Genomic DNA, 26,505 nt, shown 5'->3' with positions numbered 1-26,505 from the left:
TGCCGGACACCTGTCATATCGGGTGTCGCACAACCACAACCGGTGTCGCGTGCGGGACTTGCGCGGGCAGTACGGGACGGGCGCGGGCAGTACGGGACTTGCGCGGGCGAAACGTACGGGATGTGCAGCATCACCCGAGCGTGAAGATCTTGTCCCCGTACTGGATCAGGATGATCGACGCGATGGTCGCGCACAGCACGAAGGTGACCAGCAGGTCGATGTTCATCCGCAGCGCCGACTTCGCCCTCTCGTGCCAGCGGGCCGGCAGGTAGAAGTTGTTGTCCCGCAGATTCACGTGCAGCAGCGTCATGAACACGGCGGTCGTGCCGAACGTGATGATCAGGCACCACGGGCACAGCGCGTGGATGACGAACGACGACTGGAAGAACAGCCAGTACGCGAAGATCAGCCCAAGCAGGTAGATGAACTGCGCGGCGGCCATGAACCAGCGCGGAAACCGCGTGCCCGCCAGGGAGGCAACCGCGATCGTGATCACCACGGGCTCACACGCCAGCCCTAGGAATGAGTTGGGGAAACCGAACAGTTCCGCCTGCCACGACAGCGCCACCTGCCCGCAACTGAGGACCGAGTTGATGTTGCACGAGAGCTCCGCCGCCGGGTTGGCGGCCAGGACCACTGCATCGTAGGACAGCACGAACGCCGCCACGAGCGACAGCAGCGCCGATACGAGCATCGTGCCGAACAGGTAGCCATTGGTGTGCCTGATGCCGCGCAGGCGCGGCGGAACGACGGCGGCCTCGTCCACGAAATCGGGATCGATGAGTTCGCTGTCGTCGTTACTGACCGCCGCGGCGGTGGTGATGGCCATCGTGTCGCCTTTCGCCTTCACAGTCCGCTCGTCCGCGGTCTTCCACCATCGTGCCCGACGCCGATATCGGACACTTGGGACATTTGTCCCCGATCGACCCCTGATAGAACGACGGGCGCTACCGGCACGTGGAGGGGGTTACGTGCCGGAGCGCCCGAAGCTGGTATCGCGGATTGACGACATCGGTCACGTCGTCGCGCCGCAATACCTCCATTAAGCCCCCTCGGGGAGCCGGCAGCTTGGGCCGTAGGTCCCGACAATCTGGACTAGGCTCGTCGCGTGACACGACTCGTCCTCGCCTCCGCGTCCCCGGCCCGCCTCGCAACCCTGCGTTCAGCGGGAGTCGATCCCATAGTCCAGGTGGCCGGGGTGGACGAGGATGCGATCGTGGCCTCTCTGACGGGACGAGCCGAGCCCGCGCGCATCGTCCTCGAACTCGCCAAGGCCAAGGCACACGCAGTGGTGCCGGTTTCCCAGTCCCCGCTGCTCATCGCCTGCGATTCCATGCTCCTCATCGACGGGCAGGTCGTCGGCAAGCCGCATTCTGCCGAGGTCGCTCGCCAGCGCTGGCGGTCGATGCGCGGACGTTCGGGCGTGCTGCTCACCGGCCACTGGCTCGTAGCGGGCGAGACCGAGGTCGGGCGAACCGCGCAAACACGCGTCGAGTTCGCCGACCTCACGGACGCGGAGGTAGACGCGTACGTCGCCACGGGTGAGCCGCTGCACGTCGCCGGCGGCTTCACGGTGGACGGGCTCGGCGGCCCCTACGTCACGCGGATCGAGGGGGATTTCCACAACGTGGTGGGAATCAGCCTGCCGCTCGTGCGCGAATTGCTCGCCGAGGTGGGCATCGCGTGGCATGAACTGCGAACCTCCTGATGATTAGTAGGAAACCTACAACCGACCGCCGGACCGATTGGGCCTGTAGGCAAAAATAGGACCCGTCTCGTGTGCCTGACTGCGGCGGGTCCGATATGCGCGTTAAGTTAAGCCGTGACCTTGTTGCAGCAGACTCCGAGTGCTCCGCCTCGCCCCATCACGAAGGTCCTCATCGCCAACCGCGGCGAGATCGCCGTTCGCGTGATCCGGGCTTGCAAGGACGCCGCAATCTCGTCCGTCGCCGTCTACGCCGACTCCGACAGGGACGCCCTCCACGTGAACCTCGCGGACGAGGCGTACGCCCTCGGCGGGGAGCGGGCGCAGGACACCTACCTCAGCATCGACAAGCTGATCGAGATCGCGCGCCGAAGCGGCGCCGATGCCGTACATCCCGGCTACGGGTTCCTGGCCGAGAATGCCGATTTCGCCCGAGCCGTCATCGCCGCGGGAATCACCTGGGTGGGCCCCACGCCCGACGCGATCGAATCGCTCGGCGACAAGGTGTCGGCCCGGCACATCGCCCAGCGGGCCGGCGCGCCACTGGCTCCAGGCACCGCGGACCCCATCGGCGACGTGTCCGAACTCCATGACTTCGTGGCGCAGTTCGGCCTGCCCGTTGCGGTCAAGGCGGCGTTCGGCGGTGGCGGGCGCGGCATCAAGGTGGTGCGCGCCACCGATGAGATCGATGAGTTGTACGAGTCCGCCGTCCGCGAGGCGACCGCCGCGTTCGGGCGCGGCGAGTGCTTCGTCGAGCGCTACCTCGACAAGCCACGCCACGTCGAGACCCAGTGCCTCGCCGATGCCTACGGCACGGTCGTCGTGGTGTCCACCCGCGACTGCTCGCTGCAGCGCCGCCACCAGAAGCTCGTCGAGGAGGCCCCGGCGCCGTTCGTGACCGAGGCGCAGCGGGCCGAACTGGTGCGCGCCTCGATCGCGATCCTGCGGGAGGCCAAGTACGTCGGCGCGGGCACCTGCGAGTTCCTCATCGGGGCGGACGGCACCGTGTCGTTCCTCGAGGTCAACACCCGGCTGCAGGTCGAGCACCCCGTCACCGAGGAGATCTCCGGCATCGACCTGGTTCGCGAGCAACTGCGCATCGCCGCCGGGGAACCGCTCGGTTACGACTCCGTCGAAACCAGGGGTCACTCGATCGAATTCCGCATCAACGGTGAGGATCCCGCGCTCGGCTTCATCCCGACGCCCGGCACGATCACGGACCTGCGGTTCCCGTCCGGCCCCGGCGTGCGCATCGACTCCGGCGTGCGCTCAGGCGACACGATCTCCGGTTCCTTCGACTCCATGCTCGCCAAGGTCATCGTGACCGGCGCCGATCGGCGCCAGGCGATCGCTCGGGCACGCCGCGCACTCGCCGAACTCGAGGTCGGCGGCATCCCGACGGTGACGCCATTCCACCGCGCCGTACTCGACTCACCAGCCTTCGCCCCCGACGGCGATGATCCGTTCTCGATCTACACCTCGTGGATCGAGAGCGAGTTCATGGACACCCTTTCGGGACTCACGCCGACCCCGGTCGAGCCCAAGGACGAGGACACCGCGGATGCGGGGGCGACCGAGCGCGTCGTCGTCGAGGTGGGCGGCAAGCGCCTCGAAGTGGTCATCCCGGCCGGGCTCGGGCTCGGCGGCGGCTCGTCGAAGCGGCAGTCCGGCCCCCGCAAGCCAGCCTCGTCGCGTCGATCGCCCGTCAAGACTACGGCCAGTTCCAACTCGCTCTCGTCCCCCATGCAAGGCACGATCGTGAAGATAGAGGCCGCTGAGGGCACTCGAGTCGAGGAGGGCGACCTTGTGGTCGTCCTGGAGGCGATGAAGATGGAGCAGCCGCTCACCGCGCACCGATCGGGCACCATCTCCGGTCTCATCGCCAGCGTCGGCGATCAGGTGACCTCCGGCTCAGTGATCTGCGAGATCGTCGACTGACGACGAGGCTGCCGCCAGCCTGGCGTGCAATTGGCACCCGAGTAAGGAGACACGCGCTAGATGCCCGATTCGCGCCCCGCCCGCAGGCCAGGCGATGGTTGGGTCGCGTGCTCGTGCGGACGCGAGCACTGGGGGCTACTGGGGGCCGCCGGACTGCTCGTTTTCCGCGACGATGACGCGGGACCGCGCGTCCTGCTGCAGCACCGCGCTCTCTGGTCTCATCATGGCGGCACCTGGGGCATTCCCGGCGGTGCGATAGACGTCGGCGAGTCCCCGCTCACCGGCGCGCTTCGCGAGGCCGGGGAGGAGGCCGGGATCTGTCCCTCGGACATCGAACCCATCGCCAGCCTCAAACTCGACCACGGGACGTGGAGTTACACGACGATCGTGGCACGGCTGGTCGGCGATGGGCTGGATAGTCCCATCGCACGCGACAGCGAGAGCATCGAGCTGAGGTGGGCTGGCCTGGACGAGGTCCCCGGGCTGCCCCTGCTGCCCGCCTTCGGTGAGCAGTGGCCGCTCTACCTGGCGGCCTACCGGCGCGCGCTCAGTTCGGAGCGCCGCCGAGTACGGCACGGGTAGACGACGTTCCGAGCCGAGTGGCGCCCGCATCGATGAGGGCCATCGCGAAGGCATAGTCCTTGATGCCGCCCGAGGCCTTGATGCCGATATCCCCGCCAACCGCGCCGGCCATGATCTGGACGGCTTCCACGCTCGCGCCGCCTGCGGGATGAGTCCCGGTCGATGTCTCGACTAAGTCGGCTCCCGCCTCGACGGCGGCCCAGCACGAGCGCACGATCTCGTCCTTGCTCAGCAACGCCGATTCGACGATCACCTTGAGCAGAGGGGTATCCTGGCCGTCCTCCGCCGCCGCCTCCGCGAGAGCGAGGCGGACGATCTCGATTCCGTCGCTCACGCGCCCCCACTCCCCCGCCTTGGCTGCGCCGAGGTTCATCACGAGGTCGATCTCGTGGGCACCATCACGGTATGACCGCACGGCCTCGAACGCCTTCACCTGGGCCAGGTGCGCGCCGGTGGGATAGCCGCACACGGTGATGTAGCGAAGCGTCGCCCCGGGTTCGATGGCTCGCTCGAGCCGCGACGGCGCGACGCATACGCCCCATGTCCCGAGCTCACGGGCCAGCGTGACGGCATCGGCCGCATCGGCCACCGTCGCCTCGGGGCGCAGGTCCGTGTGATCGATGAATCTGGCTAGTTCGGTTGCGCGCATCGCTTCAAGTGCCTCCTTGATCGCAATAACGGTATCCGATGAGCCGTTCGCAGGCGCGGAATGACGTGCTGGCGCCACATCCGCACCGCAAACCGCGCGCACTGTGGGCGCGCGTATCGCGGCTAGCCGGGCGGCCTCGGCGCGACGATCCAGGTGAGATGCGGCCAACCGCCGTATGCGGCGCTCACGGCACCAGGTCGTATGAGGCTGGTCTTCGAAACCTCGTGCACGCGCCCTTGCCCAGGCTCGAAGATCCGCAGTTCCTGCGTTTGCGCACCCTCGGAGCGATACAGGAGCACGGCGTGCCTCGGCATTGCGTTCCGGTATCCCGCGGTGGAGTCGCCGCCCGTGTAGAGAATCACGGGAAATCCCCGCCGGATCGATGATAGAGCGCCCGCCAGTGCGAGGGCAGCCCTGTCCGTATCAAGGTCGTTGACGAGCCGGTGCCCGTATCGAGTTCGGCCGAAATGCGCCACTCGGGCGGCACCCCACGGCGGGGTGCCGAACGGTCTGGGCCAGGTACGCAACCGGCCGCGATGCACTGCGCTGTGCTTGAGGCTCTGTTCGAGCGCGCGCAGGCGCACCGCCGGGACCGCGGCGTCGGCCCCTGCCAAGGGGGCGGCGAGGTCGTAGCGGTCGATCACTGCCGCCTCGTCGGCACCGGTGGACAGCCACAGTGCCGTGGCCACGTCACCCGCCGCCGCGATGAGCGCCAGGCACGTGGCCACGCAACTGGTCTCGTCCGATTGCCGTACCACCGAAGCGGCGATGCGCAGGATTCCATCGTCAGCGGGCGTGAGAGGATGCATGACTTCCGCACGCTCCTGCGCGCCCAGCGCATCGATCGCCGTCGCAATGCGGGCCGCAGTGCGTTCGTCGTGGCCAGCCGACCTCGCCCTGGCAAAGGCGGTGGGCGCGGCACGGCGCGGATTTATCGCTGCCGGCCACACCGAGAGCCGGTGGCGACCCGCTCCGAGAGCCGCAAGCAACGCCGTGAGCTGCGAGCCCGGACGTGACCCACTCAATCGCGCCGCTTCCAGGCGTCGTTCGACAGCAGACCGGTGACCTCATCGGGCAGCCGGCCACGGATGACGTCGGCGATGGTGACGCGCTCCAGCACGTTACGCATCGACGCTCGCACCGCTACCCAGACGGATGTGAGGGGTTCGACGACGCCCTGGTACTTGGCGTCCTCGGGCGGCATTCCGCGTACCGCAGCGAGCGGGCCGTCGACGGCCCGTACGATGTCGGCGATGGTGATCTGCTCGGCCGACCGGGCGAGGGAGTAGCCGCCGAAGCGTCCGCGGTGCGCGACCACCATTCCGGCGCGCTTGAGATCCCGCATGATCGATTCGAGAAACTTCACGGGAATGTCCTGAGCTTCAGCGATCTGCGGACCGGTCCACGTCAGGTCGTGCTGCGCAGCGAGCTCCGCGAGCGCGCGGACGCTGTAGTCGACTCGTGCGGTGATCTGCATTGCTTCTCCCCTCGGGCTCCGCCCGGGTCAGGCGGGCGCTCGGTGCTCGTCATGAACGCGTCCCACGGAACGGCGGTGACCGATTCTGCGGCGCGTGCTACGACTGAGCGATGGCGGGACGGTAAGGCCCCAACTGGACTTTACTAGACAGGATCTCCCAGACCTGCGCGACGGCGTCGTCAACGCTGATTTCGGAGGTGTCGATGACGATATCGGCATCCGTCGGCGGCTCGTAAGGGGACGAGATTCCGGTGAAGTCCGGGATCTCGCCAGCCCTTGCCTTGGCATACAGTCCCTTGCGATCTCGTCGTTCGCATTCGGCCAGCGGGGTGGAGATATGGACGAGCACGAAGGCGCCCGCACGCAGTGCGCGGGCTCGTACTGCAGCGCGAGAGGACTCGAAGGGGGCGATGGGGGCCATGATCGCCACTGCGCCCAGCGATGCGGCCGTCGCAGCGACGTAGCCGATCCGCTCGACGTTGAGGTTCCGCGATTCGCGATCGAATCCGAGTCCCGCCGACAGCATTTGCCGGGCTTCATCACCGTCGATGACAACAGTTTTGCGGCCGGCTTCGTCGAGTGCGGCGCCGAGAGCCTTGGCGACTGTCGATTTCCCCGAACCGGATAGGCCCGTGAACAGCACGACCGCCCCGGATTGGGCGGCCGATGATCGAGTACGGGAGAACTCGTCCAGGATCGCCGACGGCGCCAATTCCCCCACCGCGGCGGTGAACGCGTCTCCGACGAGAACGACGCGATCGGCACCGAGCCTGTGCAGCAGGGTGGGCAACGCCGGGGATCCGTCCGTGACAGTGAGTGGCCCGGCCGCGTCGAAGGCGGGAATGGCGACGAGTCGGCCAGCGATCTCGCCGTTCGCGAGCAGGGTGTGGACGGCGCGGGCGACGTTCGCCGAGTGGTCGTGCCTATGTGGTGAGCGCGGGACGGTCACGCACCAGAGCGCGTCCTTGTCGGAGTGTTCGTCCAGCTGCTTGCTCGTGGGAAATCCTTCGAGCGCAATCACGGGGCCGCCCGCGGCGATGAGTGCCCGCAGGTCCTCGGCGCAGGGCCGGGCGGACAGCGCGCCGGCGGGGCCGTGCATCGTCGCTAGCTCACGTCGCGGCTCAACGCCAGCGACGCCGCCCGATGCGAGGTACAGGCACGCAATCGGGGTGTTCTCCTCATCGCGGACCTCGACGGCACCGGCGGCGGGGGCACCGTGGAGTGTGAGGTCACGAGGCGCGACGAACCCCGCGAGCACGCCCTCGATGAGGTCGACGCCCGCGGCGTCCACCACCAGTTGCGACTGCGTCATCGATGTCCCGCTTTCCTAGGTCAGAATCTGGCAAGTAACCTACCTCATCGCGCGTGCCGGTCACTGGCGAAGCACAGCGCAGCCACTCCCCTAATCTCCTTTTTCCCTAGCGGCAAATGGCGGAATAATGCGCTTCCCTGGGGGATGACGTCCGGGGCGGATCAGTGCGCAACAAATCCACCTTCGACTAGGATGATTTGCGATGAGTGCTCCAGAAACTACCGATCCGGCGTCGGCTATCCCCGTTGGCGGAACCCTGCTCCACGTCGGGATGCCGAAGAGCGGGACGACCGCCATCCAGTTCGCCGCAGCGAAGCTGCGCAAGGAGCTCACCGAGTTTTCCGTGATCTATCCCGGAAAGTCGCACAACCATTCCCTCGCCTCGTTCGCCATCGCGAAACGCAGGCGAGGGTGGGGCACCGGAGCGGGGAAAGCCGCGATTCCGCCCATGTCACACTGGCACGACCTGGTCGCGGAAGCGCGGGCGGCCAAGGAGAGCGACCGCGTGCTGATCTCGCACGAGTTCTTCGCCGAACGCACCGAAGCCATCTGCCGCACCATCGCCAATGACCTGGGCCCGAACCTCTCGGTCGTATTCACGCTTCGCAACCAGCCGTCGATCCTCCCCTCCGCCTGGCAGGAATACCTGAAGACCGGCATCGAGGAGTCCTTCGAAGAATGGCTGGACGTGGTCCTGCGACCCGGCCCCGACAGCAAGGCATTCCCTAGTTTCGCCCGCCGCATCGCGCTCTACGAGAACATCGCGAAATGGTCCGAGATAGTCGGACCTGACAACACGCACGTGATCGTCCTCGACCGGACGAACCGATCGCTGCTGCACCGGTCATTCGAACAACTGCTGGGGCTTCCTGCCGACACGCTCGACGTGGAGCTCACCGGACGCGAAGAGAACCGGTCACTGACCCGCCCGGAGGCCGACGCGGTGCGCGCCGTCAACGAACGTCTCAAGCAGGTGTCAGACATCCGGTGGGATGAGTTCCGCGATCTGCACAAATTCGGCGGCATCGCTGAACTGCTCGTGGAGCGCAAGGTGCCCAGCGGAGAGCCGCCGATCGTGGCGCCGCGCTGGGCCGCGCAGCACATGTCCGTCCGTGCCGAGCAGCAGGCCGCGCAGATCCAGGCACTCGGCGTCCACGTCATCGGTGACCTGGCGAATCTGTCCAGCATGCCACCGGCTCTGCCCGAGGCGACATCTCCGTGCGCGGAGGTGAACGTCGCCATCGCGGCGCACCTCGAAACAGGGTCGTTCAAGGCCGGGCAGCGGTACATGAAGGCCGCGCGCGCGGCAAAGAGCAGCGGCGGCGAGGAGCTGGTACGGCACGCACTCACCGCCGGCCATAAGAGCACCACCGACGCCGAACGTATCAAGGCCGCCGCCGCGCTAACGGCGACGGTGCCCACCCGCGTGCTGATCAAGATCGCGACCAAGCGCGTCGCGCGCATCCTGAAGGCGAAGCTCCGTCGCCGCTGATCCCCGCCCCGACCCTCGACACCGAAACGGTGAGCCCTTGCACGTGAACGACGACCATACGATTGCCGCGCGCCTCGCCGAGGTCGCGGGGAACGTTCTGCTCGACCTGCGCCGCCAGGTGGACGAGCAGATCCCGCCTGGCGAGAGCCACGACGCGCGCGCACTGCGCAGCCGCGCCGATTCGGCTGCCCAGCGGGCACTGGCCTCCGAGCTGTCTCGCCTAGCCCCCGGAGATGAGGTCCTCTCGGAGGAGGCTGCCGACAGTCCGCTGCGCCTCACCTCAGAGCGGGTGTGGATCATCGATCCCCTGGACGGCACTCGAGAATACGCCGAGCGGGACGGATCGGGCATATGGCGCGATGACTGGGCCGTGCACGTCGCCCTCTGGACGCGCACGGGCGGCCTCACGGCGGGCGCAGTGTCGCTGCCGGCGCGCGGCCAAATGTTCCACACCGGGCAAGCGGCACCGGGACTCGGCCGTCCGGGCGAGCCACTGCGCCTAGCCGTCAGCCGCTCGCATCCATCGCCACTCGTCGCCGCCGTGATCCGCGAATTGGGCGCCATCCCCGTACCCATGGGCTCCGCGGGCGTCAAGGCAATGGCTGTGGCGACCGGCCTCGCCGACGCCTACGTCCACGCCGGAGGCCAGTATCAATGGGACTCAGCCGCGCCAGTGGCGTACGCGCGCCACGCCGGCTTGTTCACATCGCGGATCGATGGAACTGAGTTGACCTACAACAACGTAGATTTGTCCGTGCCCGATCTGATCATCTGTCATCCCGAGGCAACCACGCGCATTCAGACAGCGGTGGTCGCTGCCCTCGTTGAGGAAGGACTCAATTCGTGACCGCACGAGTGCTCGAACAGTGGCGCACTTTGGAAGCCGAGAGCATCCACATCATCCGCGAGGTGGCGGCCGAGATGCAGCGTCCGTGCCTGCTGTTTTCCGGCGGCAAGGACTCGATCGTCATGCTGTGGCTCGCCGCCAAGGCGTTCGCGCCAGCCCGGGTGCCCTTCCCGATCATGCACATCGACACTGGCCTGAACTTCCCTGAGGTGCTCGAGTTCCGCGACAGGCTCGCCCAGGAGCTCGAGGTCGAACTGATCGTCGCCTCCGTGCCCGAGGCCATCGAGCGAGGTCTCGTGCGCGAGGAGGCGGGGGGATCGCGCAACCGCATCCAGACTCCAGTGCTGCTCGAGGCGATCGAGAATCACGGCTTCGACGCTCTGTTCGGCGGCGCCCGGCGCGACGAGGAAAAGGCGCGCGCCAAGGAGCGTGTGTTCTCCTTCCGCGACGATTTCGGCCAGTGGGATCCGAAGAACCAGCGACCCGAACTGTGGAGCCTGTACAACGGGCGGGTCGCGCCGGGCGAGCACCTGCGCGTGTTCCCGCTGTCCAACTGGACGGAACTCGACATCTGGCACTACATCGCCGCCGAGGACATTCCGATTCCGGACCTCTACCTCGCCCACGAGCGCGAGGTCGTCGATCGGCAAGGCATGCTCTACGCCGTGAACGAGTTCATCTCGCTGCGCGAGGGAGAACGATCCTCGATCGAGACGGTCCGCTACCGCACGATGGGCGACGCCAACCTCACGGCCGCCGTCCTGTCCGATGCGGACACAGTTGAGAAGGTTGTCACCGAGATCGAATCGATCCGGCTGACCGAGCGGGGTGCCACGCGCGGCGACGACAAGATTTCGGAAACTTCTATGGAAGACCGCAAGCGAGAAGGGTACTTCTAGGCCATGGCCGATCTCCTCCGTTTTGCTACAGCAGGCTCCGTCGATGACGGTAAGAGCACGCTGATCGGCAGACTCCTGTTCGATTCCAAGGGCCTGTTCACCGACCAGCTCGACGACGTGGAGCGCATCTCCAAGCGCCGCGGCAACGACTACGTCGATCTCTCGCTCCTGACAGATGGCCTGCGCGCCGAGCGCGAGCAGGGCATCACGATCGACGTCGCCTACCGCTACTTCGCGACCCCGCGGCGCAAGTTCATCATCGCCGACACCCCCGGCCACGTGCAGTACACGCGGAACATGGTCACGGGCGCATCGACGGCGAACGTCGCGCTGATCCTGGTGGACGCGCGCAACGGCGTCACCGAGCAATCGCGGCGACACGCGTTCCTGGCGACCCTGCTCGGCGTCTCCCACCTGGTGCTGTGCGTCAACAAGATGGACCTGGTCGACTGGTCCGAGGAGCGCTTCCTCGAAATCCAGGACGATTTCCGGCAGTTCGCCGCGAAGCTCACCGTCAAGGACCTGTCGTTCATTCCGATGTCGGCGCTGCTGGGCGACAACGTGGTGGATCGCTCCGTGAACACGCCCTGGTACACCGGGTCGACGCTGCTGTCGTTCCTGGAGAATGTACACGTCGCCTCGGACCGCAATCTCGTCGATTCACGCTTCCCGGTGCAGTACGTCATCCGGCCGCAGACGGCCGCCCACCCCGACTATCGCGGGTACGCGGGCAGCGTCGCATCCGGGATCATCCGGGTGGGAGACCCGGTGCGCGTGCTACCGAGCGGCCTGGAGTCCACGGTGGTCGCCATCGACGGCCCGAGCGGTCCGCTGGATGAGGCGTATCCCCCCATGTCCGTGGTCGTTCGGCTGGCCGAGGACATCGACATCTCGCGCGGCGACATGCTCGTGAGGCCGCGCAACGTGCCGGAATCTTCGCAGGACCTCGATGCCCTGGTGTGCTGGATGGACGAATCGTCCCCGTTGATCCCCGGGAAGAAGTACGCGATCAAGCACACGACCCGCTGGGTCCGATCCGTCATCAAGGACATCGAGTACCAGGTGGACGTCAACACGCTCCACCGGGACACCTCGGCGACCTCATTGTCGCTCAACGAAATCGGCCGGGTCAGGCTGCGCGTGACCGCGCCGCTGTTCACCGACTCCTACACGGACAATCGCGAGACCGGCTCGTTCATCATCGTGGACGAACAGACCAACCGCACCGTGGGTGCCGGAATGATCCTGCGCCGCTGAGCGCGTCGGGCACCACGGGCTCAGAACCGGTCGGGCACCCCGCAGAATCAGGCGGGAGTACCTGGCCCGTGGCTGCCGTCGGCTCCGTGCGGCGCCGCCAGCGGGTTGCTCACCGTCGTCTTGGCGAGCACTGTCGGCGTCCAGGGCGCCTCGGGTTTCAGCGATATCTCGGGCGTGGTGAGCGTGACCGTTCGCGCAAGAACCCGCGTGCCCACGGCTATCGCCCGCTCGTCCACGACGAGGTCTCCGCGGTGGATGTCGTATCGGGGGCCGCCGGGGGTGTGGACTCCCAGGCGGATCATGGCTCCGCCGACGCGGTTGAGGATCCAGGCGAAGTCCTCGCCGCCCAGCGACTGCTCGGTGAGCCGGACGGAATCGTCGCCGAACATCTCCCGCGCGGCCTGATCGAGGCGCTGGGTTGCGGCTTCGTCGTTCACGACCGGGGGCACGCCGCGGATGTGCAGCACCTCGGTCCGTACGCCATACGGCGCGGCGATCTGCTTGACCGCGTCATCCAGCAGGTCACCCGCCTGCTCCCAGGCGCGCACGTCCAGGCAGCGCAGCGTGCCCTTGATCGTGCCTGTTGCGGGAATCGCGTTCGCGGTCTGTCCCGCCTCCACCATCCCCCACGTCAGGTTGACGCCATAGCGCGGATCGAGCCGTCGCCCCATGATGGCCGGGGCCTGCGTGATGATCTCGCCGATGGCGAAGACCACGTCGCCCGTCAGGTGCGGTCTCGAGGTGTGTCCGCCGGACGAGGACACCGTGACGATGATCTGATCCGACGCGGAGGTGATCGCGCCGATCCGGCTGCCGATCTGTCCCACGTCGAAGCGGGGATCGCAGTGCAGGGCGTACGCCCTGCCAACGCCCTCGAGCACGCCCTGTTCGATCACGTCGAGGGCGCCACCGGGCATCACTTCCTCGGCGGGCTGGAAGATCAGTCGGACGGGCCGGGTGAGCAGCCCTTCATCGTCCAGGGTTTTGAGGACGAGTCCTGCGCCTAGTACCGCTGTGGCGTGTACATCGTGGCCGCACGCGTGGCTGATGCCCGGAACCGTCGAGGCGAACGGCAACCCCGTCGTCTCGACGATCGGCAGCGCGTCCAGGTCGGCGCGCAATGCCACGCGCCTGGCACCCGATGCGGCTTCACCGATGTCACACGTCAGCCCGGTGCCGCGAAGCAGCCTCGGTTGTAGTCCCGCGTCGCGCAGCGCCTGAGCAATGCGCTCGGTCGTCCTCGACTCGGTTCTCGCGAGTTCGGGGTGCGCGTGCAGATCCCGCCGAAACCCGATCAGGAACTCTTCGTATCGCTTGGCGGCGGCGTGGATCTTCTCGATGATCTGTTGTCCGGAACTCACTACCAGAGCCTACCGCGATCGACAGGGCATCACACGGGCGGATCAGGGATGATCTCCGTCACCGACTGCACGATTTGCCGCACCTGCTGGGCGCGTGCTCGGGTCGTCACGAGGACCGCGTCCTCGGTGTCGATCACCACGACGTCGTCGAGCCCCAGTACCGCGATGGTCCGCCCTGTGGAGGCCGAGATGATGGATCCGGCGACCTTCTCCGTCACGATCGACTCGCGCATGCCCAGCAGTTTGTTGCCCAACTCATCGGCGGACGGTAGCAGGGCGGCGAGCGAGTTGAAGTCCCCGACGTCATCCCAGCCGAAGGATCCCGAGATCACCGCCGCACCCCCCGCATCCGCCACCGGTTCGGCGAGTGCCACGTCGATCGACACCTTCTCGAGCGTCGGCCACAACTCGCGCATGGCCTCCGCCTGCCGGTCAGTGCCCCACACCCCGGCGATGGTTCGCAGTGCAGCATGCAGTTCGGGCCGCAGGCGTTCAAGATGTCCGAGGAGCACATCGGTCGACACGACGAACATGCCCGCGTTCCACCGATAGTTGCCTGTCGCGAGGTACTCCATCGCCGTGTGGGAATCGGGCTTCTCCTTGAACGCAACGACGCGGCGTGCCCGCGGCGCGTCCGCTATATCCAGCCGGTCCCCCGTTCTGATGTAGCCGAACGCCGTGGACGGGCGCGTCGCTGGCATTCCGATCGTCACCAGATAGCCCTCTCGGGCCACTGCGACCGCCTGGTTGATTGCCTGGAAGAACTCGTCCGAGCCCGAAATCACGTGGTCGGCGGCGAACGATCCGACGATGGTCGGACCGAAGCGCCGCTCGATTACGGCGGCGGCGAGACCGATCGCAGCCATGGAATCGCGCGGCGATGCCTCGATCAAGATGTTGTCGGCGGCCGCGAGTTCCGGGCACTGCTCACTCACGGCTGCCTCGTGCGCGCTACCGGTGACGATGAAAATGCGCTCGGGATCGCAGAGCGGGCGCATGCGGTCGACGGTGCTCTGGAGCATCGACCGGCCGCTGCCAAACAGGTCGAGCAGGAATTTCGGACGGTGCTGGCGAGACAACGGCCAGAGCCTCGTCCCCGATCCACCCGCCGGAATAATCGCCGTGAACCCCTCGATAACCTCACCTTGATCGCCCATCAGGCCAGCATAGCGAGCGCGCGATAAAGCGCGCGCGTACGAAACGCAGCGAAATCAGGGGAGCCTAACTTAAGGATGGATAGGTGACGGTGTAAGTTGTTCATACCCCGTAATCAGGGGCCGGTTCGCCGTGGACTGGCGCTTCTACGCCCCATCCCCTCAGCCAGCGTCGCGAACCCCCCGCGAGACACGCCACAGGAGGCGAGAGTGCCCAGCGCACCAGTCGGCACGTTGTACCGCGGCCGCGAAGGCATGTGGTCGTGGGTTGCGCATCGCGTAACCGGTCTATTGCTCTTTCTGTTCCTCGTCGTCCATGTACTCGACACCGCGCTCGTACGGATATCGCCGGAGGCCTACAACGCCGTGATCGGCACGTACAAGACGCCGATCCTAGGGCTCGGCGAGGCCGGCCTCGTCGCAGCGGTCGTGTTCCACGCGTTCAACGGGATCCGGATCATCCTGGTCGACTTCCTCGCCAAGGGACCGCGCTACCAGCGTGTGATGCTCTGGATCGTCGTCGGGCTGTTCCTCGTCACGATGGCCGGATTCCTGCCCCGGCACCTGATGAACGTGTTCGGAGGCCACTGATCATGACTGACACGATCATTCCCGCACCGCGCGAACGATACGCGCGCAAGAAGACCACTCGCGGCAACTTCGAGCTCTACACCTGGCTCTTCATGCGAATCTCGGGCGTCGTGCTCGTGGTGCTCATCTTCGGCCACCTATTCGTCAACCTGATGGTCGGTGACGGCGTCCACGCGATCGACTTCGCGTTCGTGGGCGGCAAGTGGGCCAGCCCGCTGTGGCAGACCTGGGACCTGCTGATGCTCTGGCTCGCCATGATCCACGGCGGCAATGGCGTCCGCACCATCATCAACGACTACGTATCTCGCGACTCGTTGCGTTTCGGGTTGAAGGTGTTCCTATACGGCATCACCGCGATCGTGATCGTGCTCGGCACGCTCGTCATCTTCACCTTCGATCCCTGCCCCACCGATGCTCCCGCAGATCTCCTCGCGAGCTTCTGCACGGCGCGCTAGCCCCACCACCCAAGGAGATTGCCGAAGCGATGCAGACTCACAGTTTTGACGTCGTGATCGTCGGTGCCGGCGGTGCTGGCATGCGCGCTGCGCTGGAGGCCTCGAACGAGGCTTCGACCGCGGTCATTTCGAAGCTCTACCCCACGCGGTCCCACACGGGTGCCGCGCAAGGCGGTATGTGCGCGGCCCTCGCCAACGTCGAGGACGACAACTGGGAGTGGCACACCTTCGACACGGTCAAGGGCGGCGATTACCTCGTCGACCAGGACGCGGCCGAGGTCATGGCCAAGGAGGCCATTGACGCGGTGATGGACCTGGAGCACATGGGCCTGCCGTTCAACCGGACCCCCGATGGGAAGATCGACCAGCGGCGCTTCGGCGGTCACACGCGCAACCACGGTGAGGCTGCCGTGCGCCGCGCGTGCTACGCCGCCGACCGCACCGGTCACATGATCCTGCAGACGCTCTACCAGAACTGCGTGAAGCAGCAGGTGGAGTTCTTCAACGAGTTCTACGTGCTCGACCTGCTGGTCGACCATGACCTCTCTCGCGACACGATCCCCGAGGGCGAGGCCGTCAACGCGGTCGGCGTCGTCGCCTACGACCTCGCGTCGGGCGAGATCCACATCTTCCAGGCCAAGTCCGTGGTCTTCGCGACCGGTGGGGCGGGCAAGATCTTCAAGACGACCTCCAACGCCCACACCCTGACCGGTGACGGCATGGCCCTCGCCCTGCGGCGCGGCATCCCGCTCGAGGACATGGAGTTCTTCCAGTTCCACCCGACAGGCCTGGCCGGCCTCGGCATCCTGCTGTCCGAGGCTGCTCGTGGCGAGGGCGCGATCCTGCGCAACGGGAACGGCGAGCGCTTCATGGAACGCTACGCCCCCACCATCAAGGACCTCGCGCCGCGCGATATCGTCGCCCGGTCCATGGCGAACGAGGTCCGCGAGGGCCGGGGAGCCGGGCCCAACAAGGACTACGTCCTGCTCGATCTGACGCACCTCGAACCCGCGCACATCGACGCGAAGCTGCCGGACATCACCGAGTTCGCGCGCACCTACCTCGGCGTCGAGCCCTACACCGAGCCGGTGCCGGTCTACCCGACGGCGCACTACGCCATGGGTGGCATCCCGACGAACATCAACACCGAGGTGCTGCGCGACAACGAACACGTGGTCCGCGGCCTGTTCGCCGCCGGCGAGGTCGCCTGCGTGTCCGTGCACGGTTCCAACCGGCTCGGCACCAATTCGCTGCTCGACATCAACGTGTTCGGAAAGCGCGCCGGACGCGCCGCCGCCGAATACGCCAAGACTGCGCAGTTCATCGATGTGCCGGGCGACGCGGTTGATGCCACTGTGGCCAAGCTCGAGGACATGCGCACCCGTCCCGATGGCGAGCGCGTGGCGGACGTCCGCAGGTCGCTGCAAGAGATCATGGACCGCAACGCCCAGGTCTTCCGCACCCACGAGTCGCTCACCGAGGCACTCGACACGATCCGGCAACTGCAGGAGCGCTACACGCGCGTCTCGGTCCAGGACAAGGGAAAACTGTTCAACACCGACCTGCTCGAAGCGCTGGAACTCGGCTTCCTGCTCGACCTCGCGGAGGTCGTTGTAGTCGGCGCCCTTAACCGCCGCGAATCGCGCGGAGGCCACTTCCGCGAGGATTTCCCGGACCGCGACGATGCCCACTACATGCAGCACACGATGGTCTACCGCCGTCCGCTAGCCGCCGGTGACGCCACGACGGACCTGGTCGCCACCGACGATCTGACCGACGCGAACGCTTTCGATTTCGTCGAGGCCTTCGACGGCTACAAGCTCGAGCTGGGCGCCAAACCCGTCACCGTCACCCGCTACGAACCGATGGAGCGTAAGTACTGATGACCGCCATCGTCGAAACCGAAACCGGCCCCGTCGAGGCCGGAGCCATCCCGAGTTTCACCGTGACGCTGCGCATCATGCGCTTCGATCCCGAAAACCACGGACCGGACCCGTACTGGGATGAGTTCGACGTCGACGTGCACGGCACTGACCGCGTGCTCGACGCCCTGCACAAGATCAAGTGGGAGCAGGACGGATCGCTGACCTTCCGCCGCTCGTGCGCCCACGGTATTTGTGGATCCGATGCGATGCGCATCAACGGCCGCAACCGCCTGGCCTGCAAGACCCTGCTGAAGGACATCAATCCGAACAAGCCGATCACCGTCGAGCCCATCAAGGGACTGCCGGTCATCAAGGACCTCGTCGTCGACATGGAGCCGTTCTTCGCCTCGTATCGCGAGATCATGCCGTTCCTCATCGTGAACGACGGCAAGCACCCCAGCGCGGAACGCCACCAGTCCCCCGAGCAGCGCGAGCGCTACGACGACACCACCAAGTGCATCCTCTGCGCGGCCTGCACGTCGTCCTGCCCCGTGTTCTGGACCGACGGGCAGTACTTCGGTCCCGCGGCGATCGTGAACGCCCACCGATTCATCTTCGACTCGCGCGATCAGGGTGCCACGCAGCGCCTGGAGGTTCTGAATGACAAGGAAGGCGTGTGGCGCTGCCGGACGACCTTCAACTGCACCGAGGCATGCCCCCGCGGCATCGAGGTCACCCGCGCCATCCAAGAGGTCAAGCGCGCCATGATCACCCGGGCGTTCTAGCCCCTAGGGGTAACACCAGCGGTCGCCGAAACACGACGTGGACCGGTGGACCATGCCATATGGGACGTTGATCGTGGAGAGCGTCTAGGACCCTTATGAGACGCCAGCCCAGGCCACCAATCGCCGTTTATGATCGTGGCGATCTGGAAGTCAAGGTGGCTGTCCCGACTCCGAAATCCTCGACATAGCCACTAATCTGCCGCTGTGAAGCAGGTTGGATTACGCTTCGTCCCCCACGGAGTCGCCTTTGCCCTCGGCCGCCACGAGCATCGGGGATTCGGCCAGCCAAGCGGCCGCGTAGAGCGTCACCATGGTGATCAGGTTGACGACCAGCAGTAGCGTGATGATCGTGGCGAAGGACGCCAGAAGCGCGTTCTTCTCGGCGGATCCGGTGATGACCTGCGTTCCAGCGATCCGCAGCCCTTCAACGACCAAGGCCACGGCCAGACCCGCCGCGAGCGTCTCCCATCGACGTCCCTTGTAGCGTCCCATCACCCGAATGACATAGACGAATATCCCCACGTCGATCACGACTGCGACAAGCACCCCGGCGATCGAAACGAGTACCGAGGCAAACCCCGATCCCAAAATGCCCTGCAGCCACGAAGACGCACTCGTCGCGACGATGCTGAGCGCCGCCGACGCCACGAGGGCAACCAGCAGGACCACGAATCCGCCCAGATCCCTCACCTTGACGAGGACCGGGTTGATCGGGTCTGACGTCGTGTCCAGCACCGTGCTCACCGCGGATCGCAGCCCGCCCATGAATCCGATCGCGCTCCAGAGGAGCACGACGCCAGCGATGAGCGTCGCCCATCCCGTGCCGCCGCTCAACACGAGTTGGTCCGGGCTGAGTACCCCGCCATCGCCATTGTCTACGAGGCCGGGAATGTACTGGTCGATCTGATCGATGACCCTGTCCCGCAGTTCCTCCTGCCCGCTGAGAACTCGAGCCAGGATGGTGTAGCCGATAACGAGGGCCGCGAACATCGAGAAGGCCGCCGAATAGGCCACGCCTCCCGAGAGTAGACCGCCCGGCGCCCGTCCATAGCGGCCGATCGCTCGCCCCAGGCGAGTAGCATTCCACCAGTCCAACAGTCGCTTAACGTTCTTGATCGTGTCATCAACCATGCGCATCGCGGGGTACCTCTTCTGTCGGCCGGCGTTCCAGCGTACGCGGAACCAGGTGCTAGATTCATTTCATGACTTCGCCCGGCCCGCAATTCGACGACAACGACGGCGGCGACGCCCATCGCGCTGAGACGAATGGCCCTGCCCTCGATGAAGAGAACGCTCCCCCGGCCCCGCTCCTGCCCGCCGATGACGGCGACGAGCCAGCGGAACTGGAGGACGACAAGCCGTGGGGCGAGGCATCTCCGGTGTGGGTCCAGCGAACGGTCCTCGGCGTCGCGATCGGCGCGATCGTGCTGGCGCTCGTACTCATCATCCTGGGTTCGCGCTAGGAGCTGAGCCGCCAAGGCTCTCCACGGCCTCGGACCGAGGGTCTCGGCGAGTGCTACTGGCTAGGCGTCCGGCGGCGGCACCAGCACGGTGGGAAAATCGTCGTCCGTCACCTCTGAGATGAGCGGGTAGGAGCGCACGACGCGCCACTTGTTGTCATCTCCATGCTCGTAGAGCTGGATCTCGTTGGCCGCGAAACTCGCCTCGTACGATGCCATGTCCTCGAACGCCACGTTCAGTTGCGTGGCCGGCACGTCGTGCGCGACCGTGACGTGCGGGTGGTAGTGGAAACGCAATTCCTGCGCCAGCGGACCGCGTCGAATCGCCGTTTCCAGCATTTCGCACTCCGCGATTCCCTGCGCCACCTGGACGAAGACGACCTGCGAGATCGGCCGGAATGTGCCTGAACTACGCAGGTGCACCAGGAACGTCGGCACCGTGGCGGCAACGCCTGCCAGATGCTCGTGGACCTCGTCCATGTCCGCCTCGTTGACGACCGTGGGCCCCAACAGGGTGATATGCGGGGGAATCGTCAGCGCGAGCGGGTCCTTGAACCCCTGGCGGGCCACCTGCAACTCGGTCGCGAAGGGTTCCGGTACCGTGATCGCGACGCCGATGCGCAACTGGCCCTCGCCTCGCTCCGGGAGCCTCATTATCCCCGCCCCCTGGCGGCACCGGCCGGAGCCAGCAGCCCCACCCGGTCGTAGACGCGGCCAAGCGTCTGCGCGGCGGTCTCGCGCGCGCGAGCAGCCCCGCGGGCCAGCACGGCATCCAGTTCGGCGGGGTCGGACAGGTACTCGTCCACCTTGGCTTGGAATGGGACGAGGAAATCGACGACGATCTCGGCAAGATCCACCTTGAGATGACCGTACTGCTTGCCCTCGTAGGCCGTGACGATGTCCTGGATGTCTCGGCCCGTGAGCGCCGAGTAGATCGACAGCAGATTCGAAACGCCCGGCTTGGCGGCGGGGTCGTAGGCGATCGTGTCTCCCGCGTCCGTCACCGCCGACTTGATCGCCTTGGCGGCGCGCTTCGGGTCTTCCAGCAGCCAGATGGTGCCCTTGGCCCCGCCGATGGACTTGCTCATCTTCGCCTCGGGGTTCTGCAGGTCGAAGATCTTCGCAATCGACTTCACGATGTGCGGCTCGGGTACCACGGCAGTGTCCTCGCCATAGCGCGCGTTGATCCGCTCTGCCAGGTTGCGCGTGAGTTCCAGGTGCTGGCGCTGGTCCTCGCCTACGGGTACGAGCGCCGCGTCGTACAGGATGATGTCCGCAGCCATCAGCACCGGATAGGTGAACAGCCCGACTGTCGTCCCCTCCGACCCGCGCTTGGCACTCTTATCCTTGAACTGCGTCATGCGCCCGGCCTCGCCGTAGCCCGTGATACAGGACAGCACCCAGGCGAGTTCCGCGTGCTCGGGAATGTGCGACTGCGCGAACAGCGTCGCCCGCTGAGGATCAAGGCCGCCGGCCAGGTATTGCGCGGCGGTACGGCGCGTGCGCTCGCGCAGCGCCGCCGGGTCTGGGTTCACGGTGAGCGCGTGCAGGTCGGCCAGCATGTAGAACGCGTCGTAGTCGTCCTGCAGCGCGACCCACTGGGTCATCGCGCCGATGTAGTTGCCGAGGTGCAACGAGTCCTGAGTGGGTTGCATGCCCGAGAGAATGCGCGGGCGCTGCGAAGTAGACATGAACACCATCTTGTCAGGTTGACGAAGCGGAATCGAACTGGGAGCCGTCGCGCTGATCGCGACCGCCCGCGCGTATCGCGGACACACCTGGTCAGGTCGCTTCGGCGTCCCAGGGCGGTAGTTCGCCCGAAGCGAGCCGCACGGTGGCGGGGGTCGGGTTCGCCCGACCGGTACCGGGCGAGGAAGCGGCGGAGGGCTCGTCCTCGAACAGGGCATCGCGCACGATCCGCCGCGGGTCGTACCTGCGCGGATCGAAGTCCTGCCAGTTGACCTCGGATGCGCCGGCCTCGTCGCTGAGATCGCTGCGCAGGTCGTCGAGCTTGCGCTTGACGCCCTTGATCAGCCGGGCGAGTTGCTCAGCATACTGCGGCAGGCGGGACGGGCCGACGACGATGGCGAGGACAACGAGGAGGACGAGGAACTCGCCGCCGTTGATCCCGAACATCTGTACTCGCACGCTCCTCGCGCTTGCCCGTAAAATGAAGCATCACCATGGTACGCCGCGCACATGTTCTTTAGGAGATCGTCATCGCTACCGACAAGGCACTGAGCTGGAGTTACGCCGAGGAATTCGTCGTGGACTCGCCCGAACTCCAACAGGCGCGCAGCCGCGCAGCCGAGTTCGGCATCCCCGCGATCAGCCCCGCCACCGGCGCGACGCTGCGCACCCTGGCGGCAACACTCCAGGCCAAGACGGTCGTTGAGGTCGGAACCGGGGCCGGAGTTGCGGCCCTCTATCTGCTCGCGGGCATGGCGCCCCAAGGTGTGCTGACGACGATCGATGTGGAGGCCGAGCATCAGCGCCAGGCCAAGGCATCGTTCAAGGCGAGCGGTATCGCTCCGGGCCGGACCCGCACGATTCTCGGGCGTCCCGGCGAGGTGCTCCCGCGCCTGGCGGACTCCGCATACGACCTGGTGCTCGTCGCCGAATGGCCCGAACAACTCGCCGAGCACGTCGAGCAGGGGCTGCGGCTGCTGCGACCCGGCGGCGTCCTGGCTATCACCAACGCGCTGTGGCACGACCAGGTTCCCGACCCGGCGCGCCGTGACGAACCGGTAACCGCGCTGCGCCGGATTTTCGCGAGGATCCGGGAGGACGAGTCGCTGGCCCCCGTGCTGCTGCCCGTCGGCTCCGGGCTGCTCGTCGCAAGCAAGCTCCGCTAGGTCTGCGCGGCGGACGCCACCTAACGGTCTGCTGCCGCCACCAGGAGCCTAGCCAGCGTCTGCACGCCGAAGCCTGTGGCTCCCTGCCGCGGGGATGAGCCCCGGGCCGTCCCGGCGATGTCCAGGTGAAGCCAGTCAGCCTCCCCCGCGAAGCGCTCGAGGAACAGCGCCGCCATGATGCTGCCCGCGTGCTGTCCCTCGATGGCGGTCTGGCGCAGGTCGGCGATGCGGGAATCGATGGCGCTTCGGTACGCGGCGGGCAACGGAAGGCGCCATACGTTCTCTCCGCCGCTGGCGGCGGAGTCGGAGCAGAGTTCGGCCAGCGCGTCGCTCGTGCTGTAGAACGCCGCCGTCCGGGTGCCGAGGGCGAGTCGGGCGGCCCCCGTCAGCGTGGCCACATCGATGATCGCGTCCGGGGACAGCGTTGTGCGGGCCCATGCAATCGCGTCCGCGAGGGCGAGGCGCCCCTCCGCATCGGTGTTCGTGATCTCCACGGTCGTGCCATCGGCCATCGTGACGATGTCACCGGCCCGGTACGCCGCTCCCGAGAACGAGTTCTCCGCGATGGGTAGTACCACCGTGACTCGTAGACTGACATTCAGCCGCGCGATCGCAGCGATCGCGCCGATCGCAGCCGCCGCGCCAGCCATGTCTGTCTTCATCAGCGCCATCGGCTCACGAGGCTTGATCGCCAAGCCGCCCGTGTCGAAGGTGATGCCCTTGCCGACGATCACATAGTGCGGAAGTTCGGCACCGAAGGAAAGCCCTCCGGCGGTTGCGTCCGGTTCGTAGGTGAGGGTCACAAAGCAAGGTGGAGTCTCGGCGCCGCGACCGACAGCAAGGAGACCGCCGAAGCCCTGCGAGCGCAACCACGCCTCGTCGTACACGCTCGCGGACATGCCCTCACGCTCCGCGAGCTCCACGCAGCGGGCAGCGAGCCAACTCGGGGACTTGATGTTGCTGGGTACGTCTGTGAGTTCGCGCGCCATCTGCGCCGCCCGCCCGAGTTGGGCGGCAAACCGTGCCGTTGCGCTGAGTTCGCCGGCGCTCTGCGAGGCACCGAGGAATTGAATGACCGCCTCGAGGACGAGGCCGTCGTCGTCCGGTTTCTTCCCGTACCGGGGCCGCACGTAACTCGCGGACATCACTCCGGTCACGAACGCGTCCACGGCCTGGGATGTGAGGCTCGCACCGAGATCGACTCCGGTCACCTCGTGCGATCGAATGACGGGCCACAGGGCCTCGCCCGCGCTGCGCAGGCAGTCACCGGTAAGGTCTCCCACGCCCAGGAACACTACGGTTGCGGGTAGCCCGTCCCAGGGGAGGCTCCGCCTGCTCCGCTCGTGCAGGCGGGGCAACTCGATGACCGTGACCTCTCCCGCCCTGCCCGTCACGCGATAGCGTTCCGCAAGATCGGACAGGTCGATCCCGTAGCGCAAGGCGGCATCGATCGCGCCCGGACCGGGGCGGACGACCTCGTCCCCGCCAGGCGGCCGCACGGCAATCGCAAGCGCACCGGCGGAGGGGTCCCGCGGCGGCGACCATGCGGCCACCGTCTCGCCCGGCACCTCGAACCGGAGCTCCGGTCCTCGCGGATTCTCAGCGCCGGACGGGCCGGTTTCAGTCACGTCAGCCAACGACGCCTTGCAGCGCCACCTTCAGGTTTGCTGCCTCTTCCGCGTTGAGTTCGACGACGAGTCGCCCACCGCCCTCGAGGGGCATCTTCATGACGAGGCTGCGACCCTCCTTGACGACCTCCAACGGTCCATCACCGGTGCGTGGCTTCATAGCCGCCATTGAAATGACCCCATTTCTTAACTCCGAGAAGCGGAAATTACCTGTTCTATTCTAAGCCACTAACCGCACGACACGTGGCTGCGACGAATTCCACTGCCTCGTCCGGGTCGTCCATGAGCCGGAACAGCTCCAGGTCCCTGGGGTTGATCATTCCTCGCGTGGCCACGGAATCACCCAGCCACCTGAAAAGACCGCTCCAATATTCGCTGTCGACGAGCACGATCGGGAATGCGTTGACCTTCTTGGTCTGAACCAGCGTCAACGCCTCGAAGAGCTCGTCCAGGGTGCCGAATCCGCCCGGGAGAACGATGAAACCGCTCGCGTACTTCACGAACATGGTCTTGCGGGCAAAGAAGTATCGGAAGTGCACGCCAAGGTTGACGTAACTGTTCATGCCCTGCTCGAACGGCAGTTCGATGCCCAGACCCACGGATGTGCCGCCCGCCTCATGGGCGCCCTTGTTGGCGGCTTCCATGACTCCTGGGCCACCGCCGGTGATGACCGCGAATCCCTCCTCGGCCAGTCGACTACCGATTCGTTCGCCGGCGACGTAGTCGCGGTGGTCGGGCTTGGTGCGGGCCGATCCGAAGACGGACACGGCCGGGCCGAGTTCCGCGAGTGCCCCGAACCCCTCCACGAACTCCGACTGGATGCGCAGTACGCGCCAGGGATCGCCGTGGAGCCAGTCGGCGCCATCCGCGCCGCGCAGCAGTCTCTCGTCACTGGTCGAATCGGGAATCTGCTCCCCGCGCAGGAGCACCGGACCCTTGCGGTAGCCGTCCTCGCTGGCGGTGCGTGCATCTGTACTCATGCTTGCCACACTATCCGAGCGAGGTGTTTGCGCCCGTCAGCCACGAGTGAAGGGCGTCGTAACAGAGGGTGACCTGTTCGCTTGCCACCTGCTCGTCGTCGTGGTGCGCGAGAAGCGGATCGCCGGGTCCGAAGTTGACCGCCGGCGTCCCGAGTTCGGCGAAGCGCGCCACATCCGTCCACCCGACCTTGGCCGCCGCACCACCGCCCGTGATGGCGCTGACGGCGCGCACGAAGTCCTGCGCGATCGGCTGATCCAGGCCGGGACGAGCGCCCCCAGCCGCATCGTCGACCGTGATCTCGAAGGGAGCGAAGAATCCGCGCAGGAACGTGATTGCCTCGTCGGCCGACTTCGCGGGGGCGAAGCGGTAGTTCACCGTCACCACGCAGTGATCCGGGATGACGTTGCCGGCGATTCCGCCGCTGATCGCGACAGCGCTGAGCGATTCGCGATAGTCCAGCCCGTCTACGGGCACAGTCTGCGCGGTGAACTCCGCGAGCTTGGCCAGGATCGGTGCGGCTGCGTGGATCGCGTTCTCCCCCATCCAGGCGCGCGCGGAGTGCGCCGCCTTGCCTCGCGTATGGACGTGAACCCGCACCGTTCCGTTGCAGCCACCCTCGATGCCGCCGTTCGACGGCTCACCGAGAACCGCGAAATCGGCGGCGAGAAGTCCGGGATGGTCCCGCACCAGGTGGCCCAGGCCGTTGAGGTGGGCGGCCACCTCTTCGTTCTCGTACGCGACGAGGGTGAGGTTGCGTGTCAAGGGTTCACCCGACGCAACCAGGTCGACGAACACCTGCGCGAGCACGGCAAGACCGGCCTTCATGTCGACGGTACCTCGGCCCCAGATGCGCTCGTTCGCGGTGCCCTCGTCAATGAGGCGCGTGGGCAGGTTGCTCGCGACCGGAACGGTGTCCAAATGACCGGCCAGCACGACGCGCTGGGCAACCGGCTCATTCGTCGTTGCCACGACGTTGTTACCGATGCGGTGGATGGCGACCCGCCCGCCCACGGCGGCATGCAGGGCCGCGACGAACTCATCAGCGAGATGCGCTTCGTTGCCGCTGACGGATTCGGTATCGCACAGGGCCTGGACGAGTTCGCGCAGTCCTTCGCGCGACGCGGTGAGATCGATGCTTGCCATGGTGGTCAATCCTACTTCCGTGCATCTAGGGCCGGTCCAGCCGGTGGCGCTATCAGCGTTCGCAGCGCT

28 protein-coding genes are annotated in these 26,505 nt (G+C 66.5%); 13 read left to right on the top strand and 15 right to left on the bottom strand.

Going from position 1 to position 26,505, the window contains the following annotated elements; all coding sequences use genetic code 11:
- Positions 1–130: 130 nt before the first annotated feature.
- The gene (locus FB461_RS02730; RefSeq protein WP_142118743.1) at positions 131–829 is read right to left on the bottom strand and encodes a vitamin K epoxide reductase family protein; all 699 of its coding nucleotides are present in this window, start codon (positions 827–829) and stop codon (positions 131–133) included.
- 279 nt (positions 830–1,108) lie between these two features.
- Here FB461_RS02730 and FB461_RS02725 point away from each other — a divergent pair, with 279 nt between their 5' ends.
- From FB461_RS02725 to FB461_RS02715, 3 genes are all read left to right on the top strand, one after another.
- Entirely contained in the window at positions 1,109–1,708 is a 600-nt protein-coding gene (locus FB461_RS02725) for a Maf family protein (protein WP_142118741.1), read from the top strand.
- Positions 1,709–1,822: 114 nt separating this feature from the next.
- Complete coding sequence (locus FB461_RS02720) at positions 1,823–3,643, top strand: acetyl/propionyl/methylcrotonyl-CoA carboxylase subunit alpha (RefSeq protein ID WP_246045976.1); 1,821 nt, start codon at positions 1,823–1,825, stop codon at positions 3,641–3,643.
- Positions 3,644–3,703: 60 nt separating this feature from the next.
- A complete protein-coding gene (locus FB461_RS02715) occupies positions 3,704–4,225 on the top strand; it encodes an NUDIX hydrolase (protein ID WP_142118739.1) in 522 nt (173 codons plus the stop codon).
- Here FB461_RS02715 and deoC read toward each other — a convergent pair.
- From deoC to cysC, 4 genes are all read right to left on the bottom strand, one after another.
- The gene (deoC, locus tag FB461_RS02710) at positions 4,191–4,874 is read right to left on the bottom strand and encodes a deoxyribose-phosphate aldolase (protein WP_142118736.1); all 684 of its coding nucleotides are present in this window, start codon (positions 4,872–4,874) and stop codon (positions 4,191–4,193) included. The two genes, FB461_RS02715 and deoC, sit on opposite strands and share 35 nt — an antisense overlap.
- 122 nt (positions 4,875–4,996) lie before the next feature.
- Complete coding sequence (locus tag FB461_RS02705; RefSeq protein WP_142118734.1) at positions 4,997–5,899, bottom strand: hypothetical protein; 903 nt, start codon at positions 5,897–5,899, stop codon at positions 4,997–4,999.
- Complete coding sequence (locus FB461_RS02700; RefSeq protein WP_142118732.1) at positions 5,896–6,351, bottom strand: RrF2 family transcriptional regulator; 456 nt, start codon at positions 6,349–6,351, stop codon at positions 5,896–5,898. Before FB461_RS02700 ends, FB461_RS02705 begins: the two co-directional genes overlap by 4 nt.
- Before the next feature lie 97 nt (positions 6,352–6,448).
- Positions 6,449–7,663 (bottom strand): adenylyl-sulfate kinase, encoded by a 1,215-nt coding sequence (gene cysC / locus FB461_RS02695; protein ID WP_142118730.1) that lies wholly within the window; start codon positions 7,661–7,663, stop codon positions 6,449–6,451.
- 202 nt (positions 7,664–7,865) lie between these two features.
- Here cysC and FB461_RS02690 point away from each other — a divergent pair, with 202 nt between their 5' ends.
- Genes FB461_RS02690 through FB461_RS02675 form a run of 4 tightly spaced genes read left to right on the top strand, consistent with a single transcriptional unit; the run spans position 7,866 to position 12,158 of the window.
- Positions 7,866–9,155 (top strand): hypothetical protein, encoded by a 1,290-nt coding sequence (locus tag FB461_RS02690; RefSeq protein ID WP_142118728.1) that lies wholly within the window; start codon positions 7,866–7,868, stop codon positions 9,153–9,155.
- A gap of 43 nt (positions 9,156–9,198) precedes the next feature.
- Entirely contained in the window at positions 9,199–10,002 is an 804-nt protein-coding gene (locus tag FB461_RS02685; RefSeq protein WP_246045975.1) for a 3'(2'),5'-bisphosphate nucleotidase CysQ, read from the top strand.
- Entirely contained in the window at positions 9,999–10,901 is a 903-nt protein-coding gene (cysD, locus tag FB461_RS02680) for a sulfate adenylyltransferase subunit CysD (protein ID WP_142118724.1), read from the top strand. The genes FB461_RS02685 and cysD overlap by 4 nt, the downstream gene beginning before the upstream one ends.
- Positions 10,902–10,904: 3 nt before the next feature.
- On the top strand, positions 10,905–12,158 hold the full coding sequence (locus FB461_RS02675) for a sulfate adenylyltransferase subunit 1 (RefSeq protein WP_142118721.1): 1,254 nt from the start codon (positions 10,905–10,907) through the stop codon (positions 12,156–12,158).
- Positions 12,159–12,205: 47 nt separating this feature from the next.
- Here FB461_RS02675 and FB461_RS02670 read toward each other — a convergent pair whose 3' ends face one another.
- A complete protein-coding gene (locus tag FB461_RS02670; protein WP_142118719.1) occupies positions 12,206–13,525 on the bottom strand; it encodes an amidohydrolase in 1,320 nt (439 codons plus the stop codon).
- Between the two features lie 23 nt (positions 13,526–13,548).
- Positions 13,549–14,676: a mannose-1-phosphate guanylyltransferase gene (locus tag FB461_RS02665; RefSeq protein ID WP_142118717.1), complete on the bottom strand. Its 1,128-nt coding sequence runs from the start codon at positions 14,674–14,676 to the stop codon at positions 13,549–13,551.
- 207 nt (positions 14,677–14,883) lie between these two features.
- Between FB461_RS02665 and sdhC the strand changes: the two genes are divergently transcribed.
- Genes sdhC through FB461_RS02645 form a run of 4 tightly spaced genes read left to right on the top strand, consistent with a single transcriptional unit; the run spans position 14,884 to position 18,369 of the window.
- Complete coding sequence (gene sdhC, locus FB461_RS02660; RefSeq protein ID WP_142118715.1) at positions 14,884–15,264, top strand: succinate dehydrogenase, cytochrome b556 subunit; 381 nt, start codon at positions 14,884–14,886, stop codon at positions 15,262–15,264.
- 2 nt (positions 15,265–15,266) lie between these two features.
- Positions 15,267–15,719 carry a succinate dehydrogenase hydrophobic membrane anchor subunit gene (locus FB461_RS02655; RefSeq protein WP_142118713.1) on the top strand — a complete coding sequence of 151 codons (453 nt, stop codon included), beginning with the start codon at positions 15,267–15,269 and terminating at the stop codon, positions 15,717–15,719.
- Positions 15,720–15,748: 29 nt separating this feature from the next.
- Positions 15,749–17,602 (top strand): succinate dehydrogenase flavoprotein subunit, encoded by a 1,854-nt coding sequence (gene sdhA, locus FB461_RS02650; protein WP_142118710.1) that lies wholly within the window; start codon positions 15,749–15,751, stop codon positions 17,600–17,602.
- A complete protein-coding gene (locus FB461_RS02645) occupies positions 17,602–18,369 on the top strand; it encodes a succinate dehydrogenase iron-sulfur subunit (RefSeq protein WP_142118708.1) in 768 nt (255 codons plus the stop codon). The genes sdhA and FB461_RS02645 overlap by 1 nt, the downstream gene beginning before the upstream one ends.
- A 219-nt stretch (positions 18,370–18,588) precedes the next feature.
- Here the strand turns inward: FB461_RS02645 and FB461_RS02640 are convergent, their stop codons facing one another.
- Positions 18,589–19,506 (bottom strand): YihY/virulence factor BrkB family protein, encoded by a 918-nt coding sequence (locus tag FB461_RS02640; RefSeq protein ID WP_142118706.1) that lies wholly within the window; start codon positions 19,504–19,506, stop codon positions 18,589–18,591.
- 65 nt (positions 19,507–19,571) lie between these two features.
- Between FB461_RS02640 and FB461_RS02635 the strand changes: the two genes are divergently transcribed.
- Positions 19,572–19,832 carry a hypothetical protein gene (locus FB461_RS02635; RefSeq protein ID WP_142118704.1) on the top strand — a complete coding sequence of 87 codons (261 nt, stop codon included), beginning with the start codon at positions 19,572–19,574 and terminating at the stop codon, positions 19,830–19,832.
- 60 nt (positions 19,833–19,892) lie between these two features.
- Here the strand turns inward: FB461_RS02635 and FB461_RS02630 are convergent, their stop codons facing one another.
- The 3 genes from FB461_RS02630 to FB461_RS02620 form a co-directional block, all read right to left on the bottom strand.
- Positions 19,893–20,483: a 2'-5' RNA ligase family protein gene (locus tag FB461_RS02630; RefSeq protein ID WP_142118701.1), complete on the bottom strand. Its 591-nt coding sequence runs from the start codon at positions 20,481–20,483 to the stop codon at positions 19,893–19,895.
- A complete protein-coding gene (trpS, locus tag FB461_RS02625; protein ID WP_425466874.1) occupies positions 20,483–21,529 on the bottom strand; it encodes a tryptophan--tRNA ligase in 1,047 nt (348 codons plus the stop codon). The genes FB461_RS02630 and trpS overlap by 1 nt, the downstream gene beginning before the upstream one ends.
- Before the next feature lie 82 nt (positions 21,530–21,611).
- On the bottom strand, positions 21,612–21,977 hold the full coding sequence (locus FB461_RS02620; protein WP_246045974.1) for a twin-arginine translocase TatA/TatE family subunit: 366 nt from the start codon (positions 21,975–21,977) through the stop codon (positions 21,612–21,614).
- A 119-nt stretch (positions 21,978–22,096) separates the two neighbouring features.
- Between FB461_RS02620 and FB461_RS02615 the strand changes: the two genes are divergently transcribed.
- Complete coding sequence (locus tag FB461_RS02615; protein WP_246045973.1) at positions 22,097–22,684, top strand: O-methyltransferase; 588 nt, start codon at positions 22,097–22,099, stop codon at positions 22,682–22,684.
- A 20-nt stretch (positions 22,685–22,704) separates the two neighbouring features.
- Here FB461_RS02615 and FB461_RS02610 read toward each other — a convergent pair whose 3' ends face one another.
- From FB461_RS02610 to dapE, 4 genes are read right to left on the bottom strand one after another with little or no spacing between them, the layout of a single operon-like run.
- The gene (locus FB461_RS02610; protein WP_142118695.1) at positions 22,705–24,312 is read right to left on the bottom strand and encodes a leucyl aminopeptidase family protein; all 1,608 of its coding nucleotides are present in this window, start codon (positions 24,310–24,312) and stop codon (positions 22,705–22,707) included.
- A 1-nt stretch (position 24,313) separates the two neighbouring features.
- Entirely contained in the window at positions 24,314–24,481 is a 168-nt protein-coding gene (locus FB461_RS02605) for a DUF3117 domain-containing protein (protein WP_142118693.1), read from the bottom strand.
- A 46-nt stretch (positions 24,482–24,527) separates the two neighbouring features.
- On the bottom strand, positions 24,528–25,292 hold the full coding sequence (locus FB461_RS02600; RefSeq protein WP_142118691.1) for an LOG family protein: 765 nt from the start codon (positions 25,290–25,292) through the stop codon (positions 24,528–24,530).
- A 10-nt stretch (positions 25,293–25,302) separates the two neighbouring features.
- Positions 25,303–26,436 carry a succinyl-diaminopimelate desuccinylase gene (dapE, locus tag FB461_RS02595; protein ID WP_142118689.1) on the bottom strand — a complete coding sequence of 378 codons (1,134 nt, stop codon included), beginning with the start codon at positions 26,434–26,436 and terminating at the stop codon, positions 25,303–25,305.
- Between the last annotated feature and the right edge of the window lie 69 nt (positions 26,437–26,505).

Origin of the sequence: Rarobacter faecitabidus, from assembly GCF_006716265.1 — a bacterium.
In the GTDB taxonomy this organism is placed as follows: domain Bacteria; phylum Actinomycetota; class Actinomycetes; order Actinomycetales; family Cellulomonadaceae; genus Rarobacter; species Rarobacter faecitabidus.
Note: the sequence above shows the minus strand (reverse complement) of the source record. Positions and strands in the feature narration are given on the sequence as shown.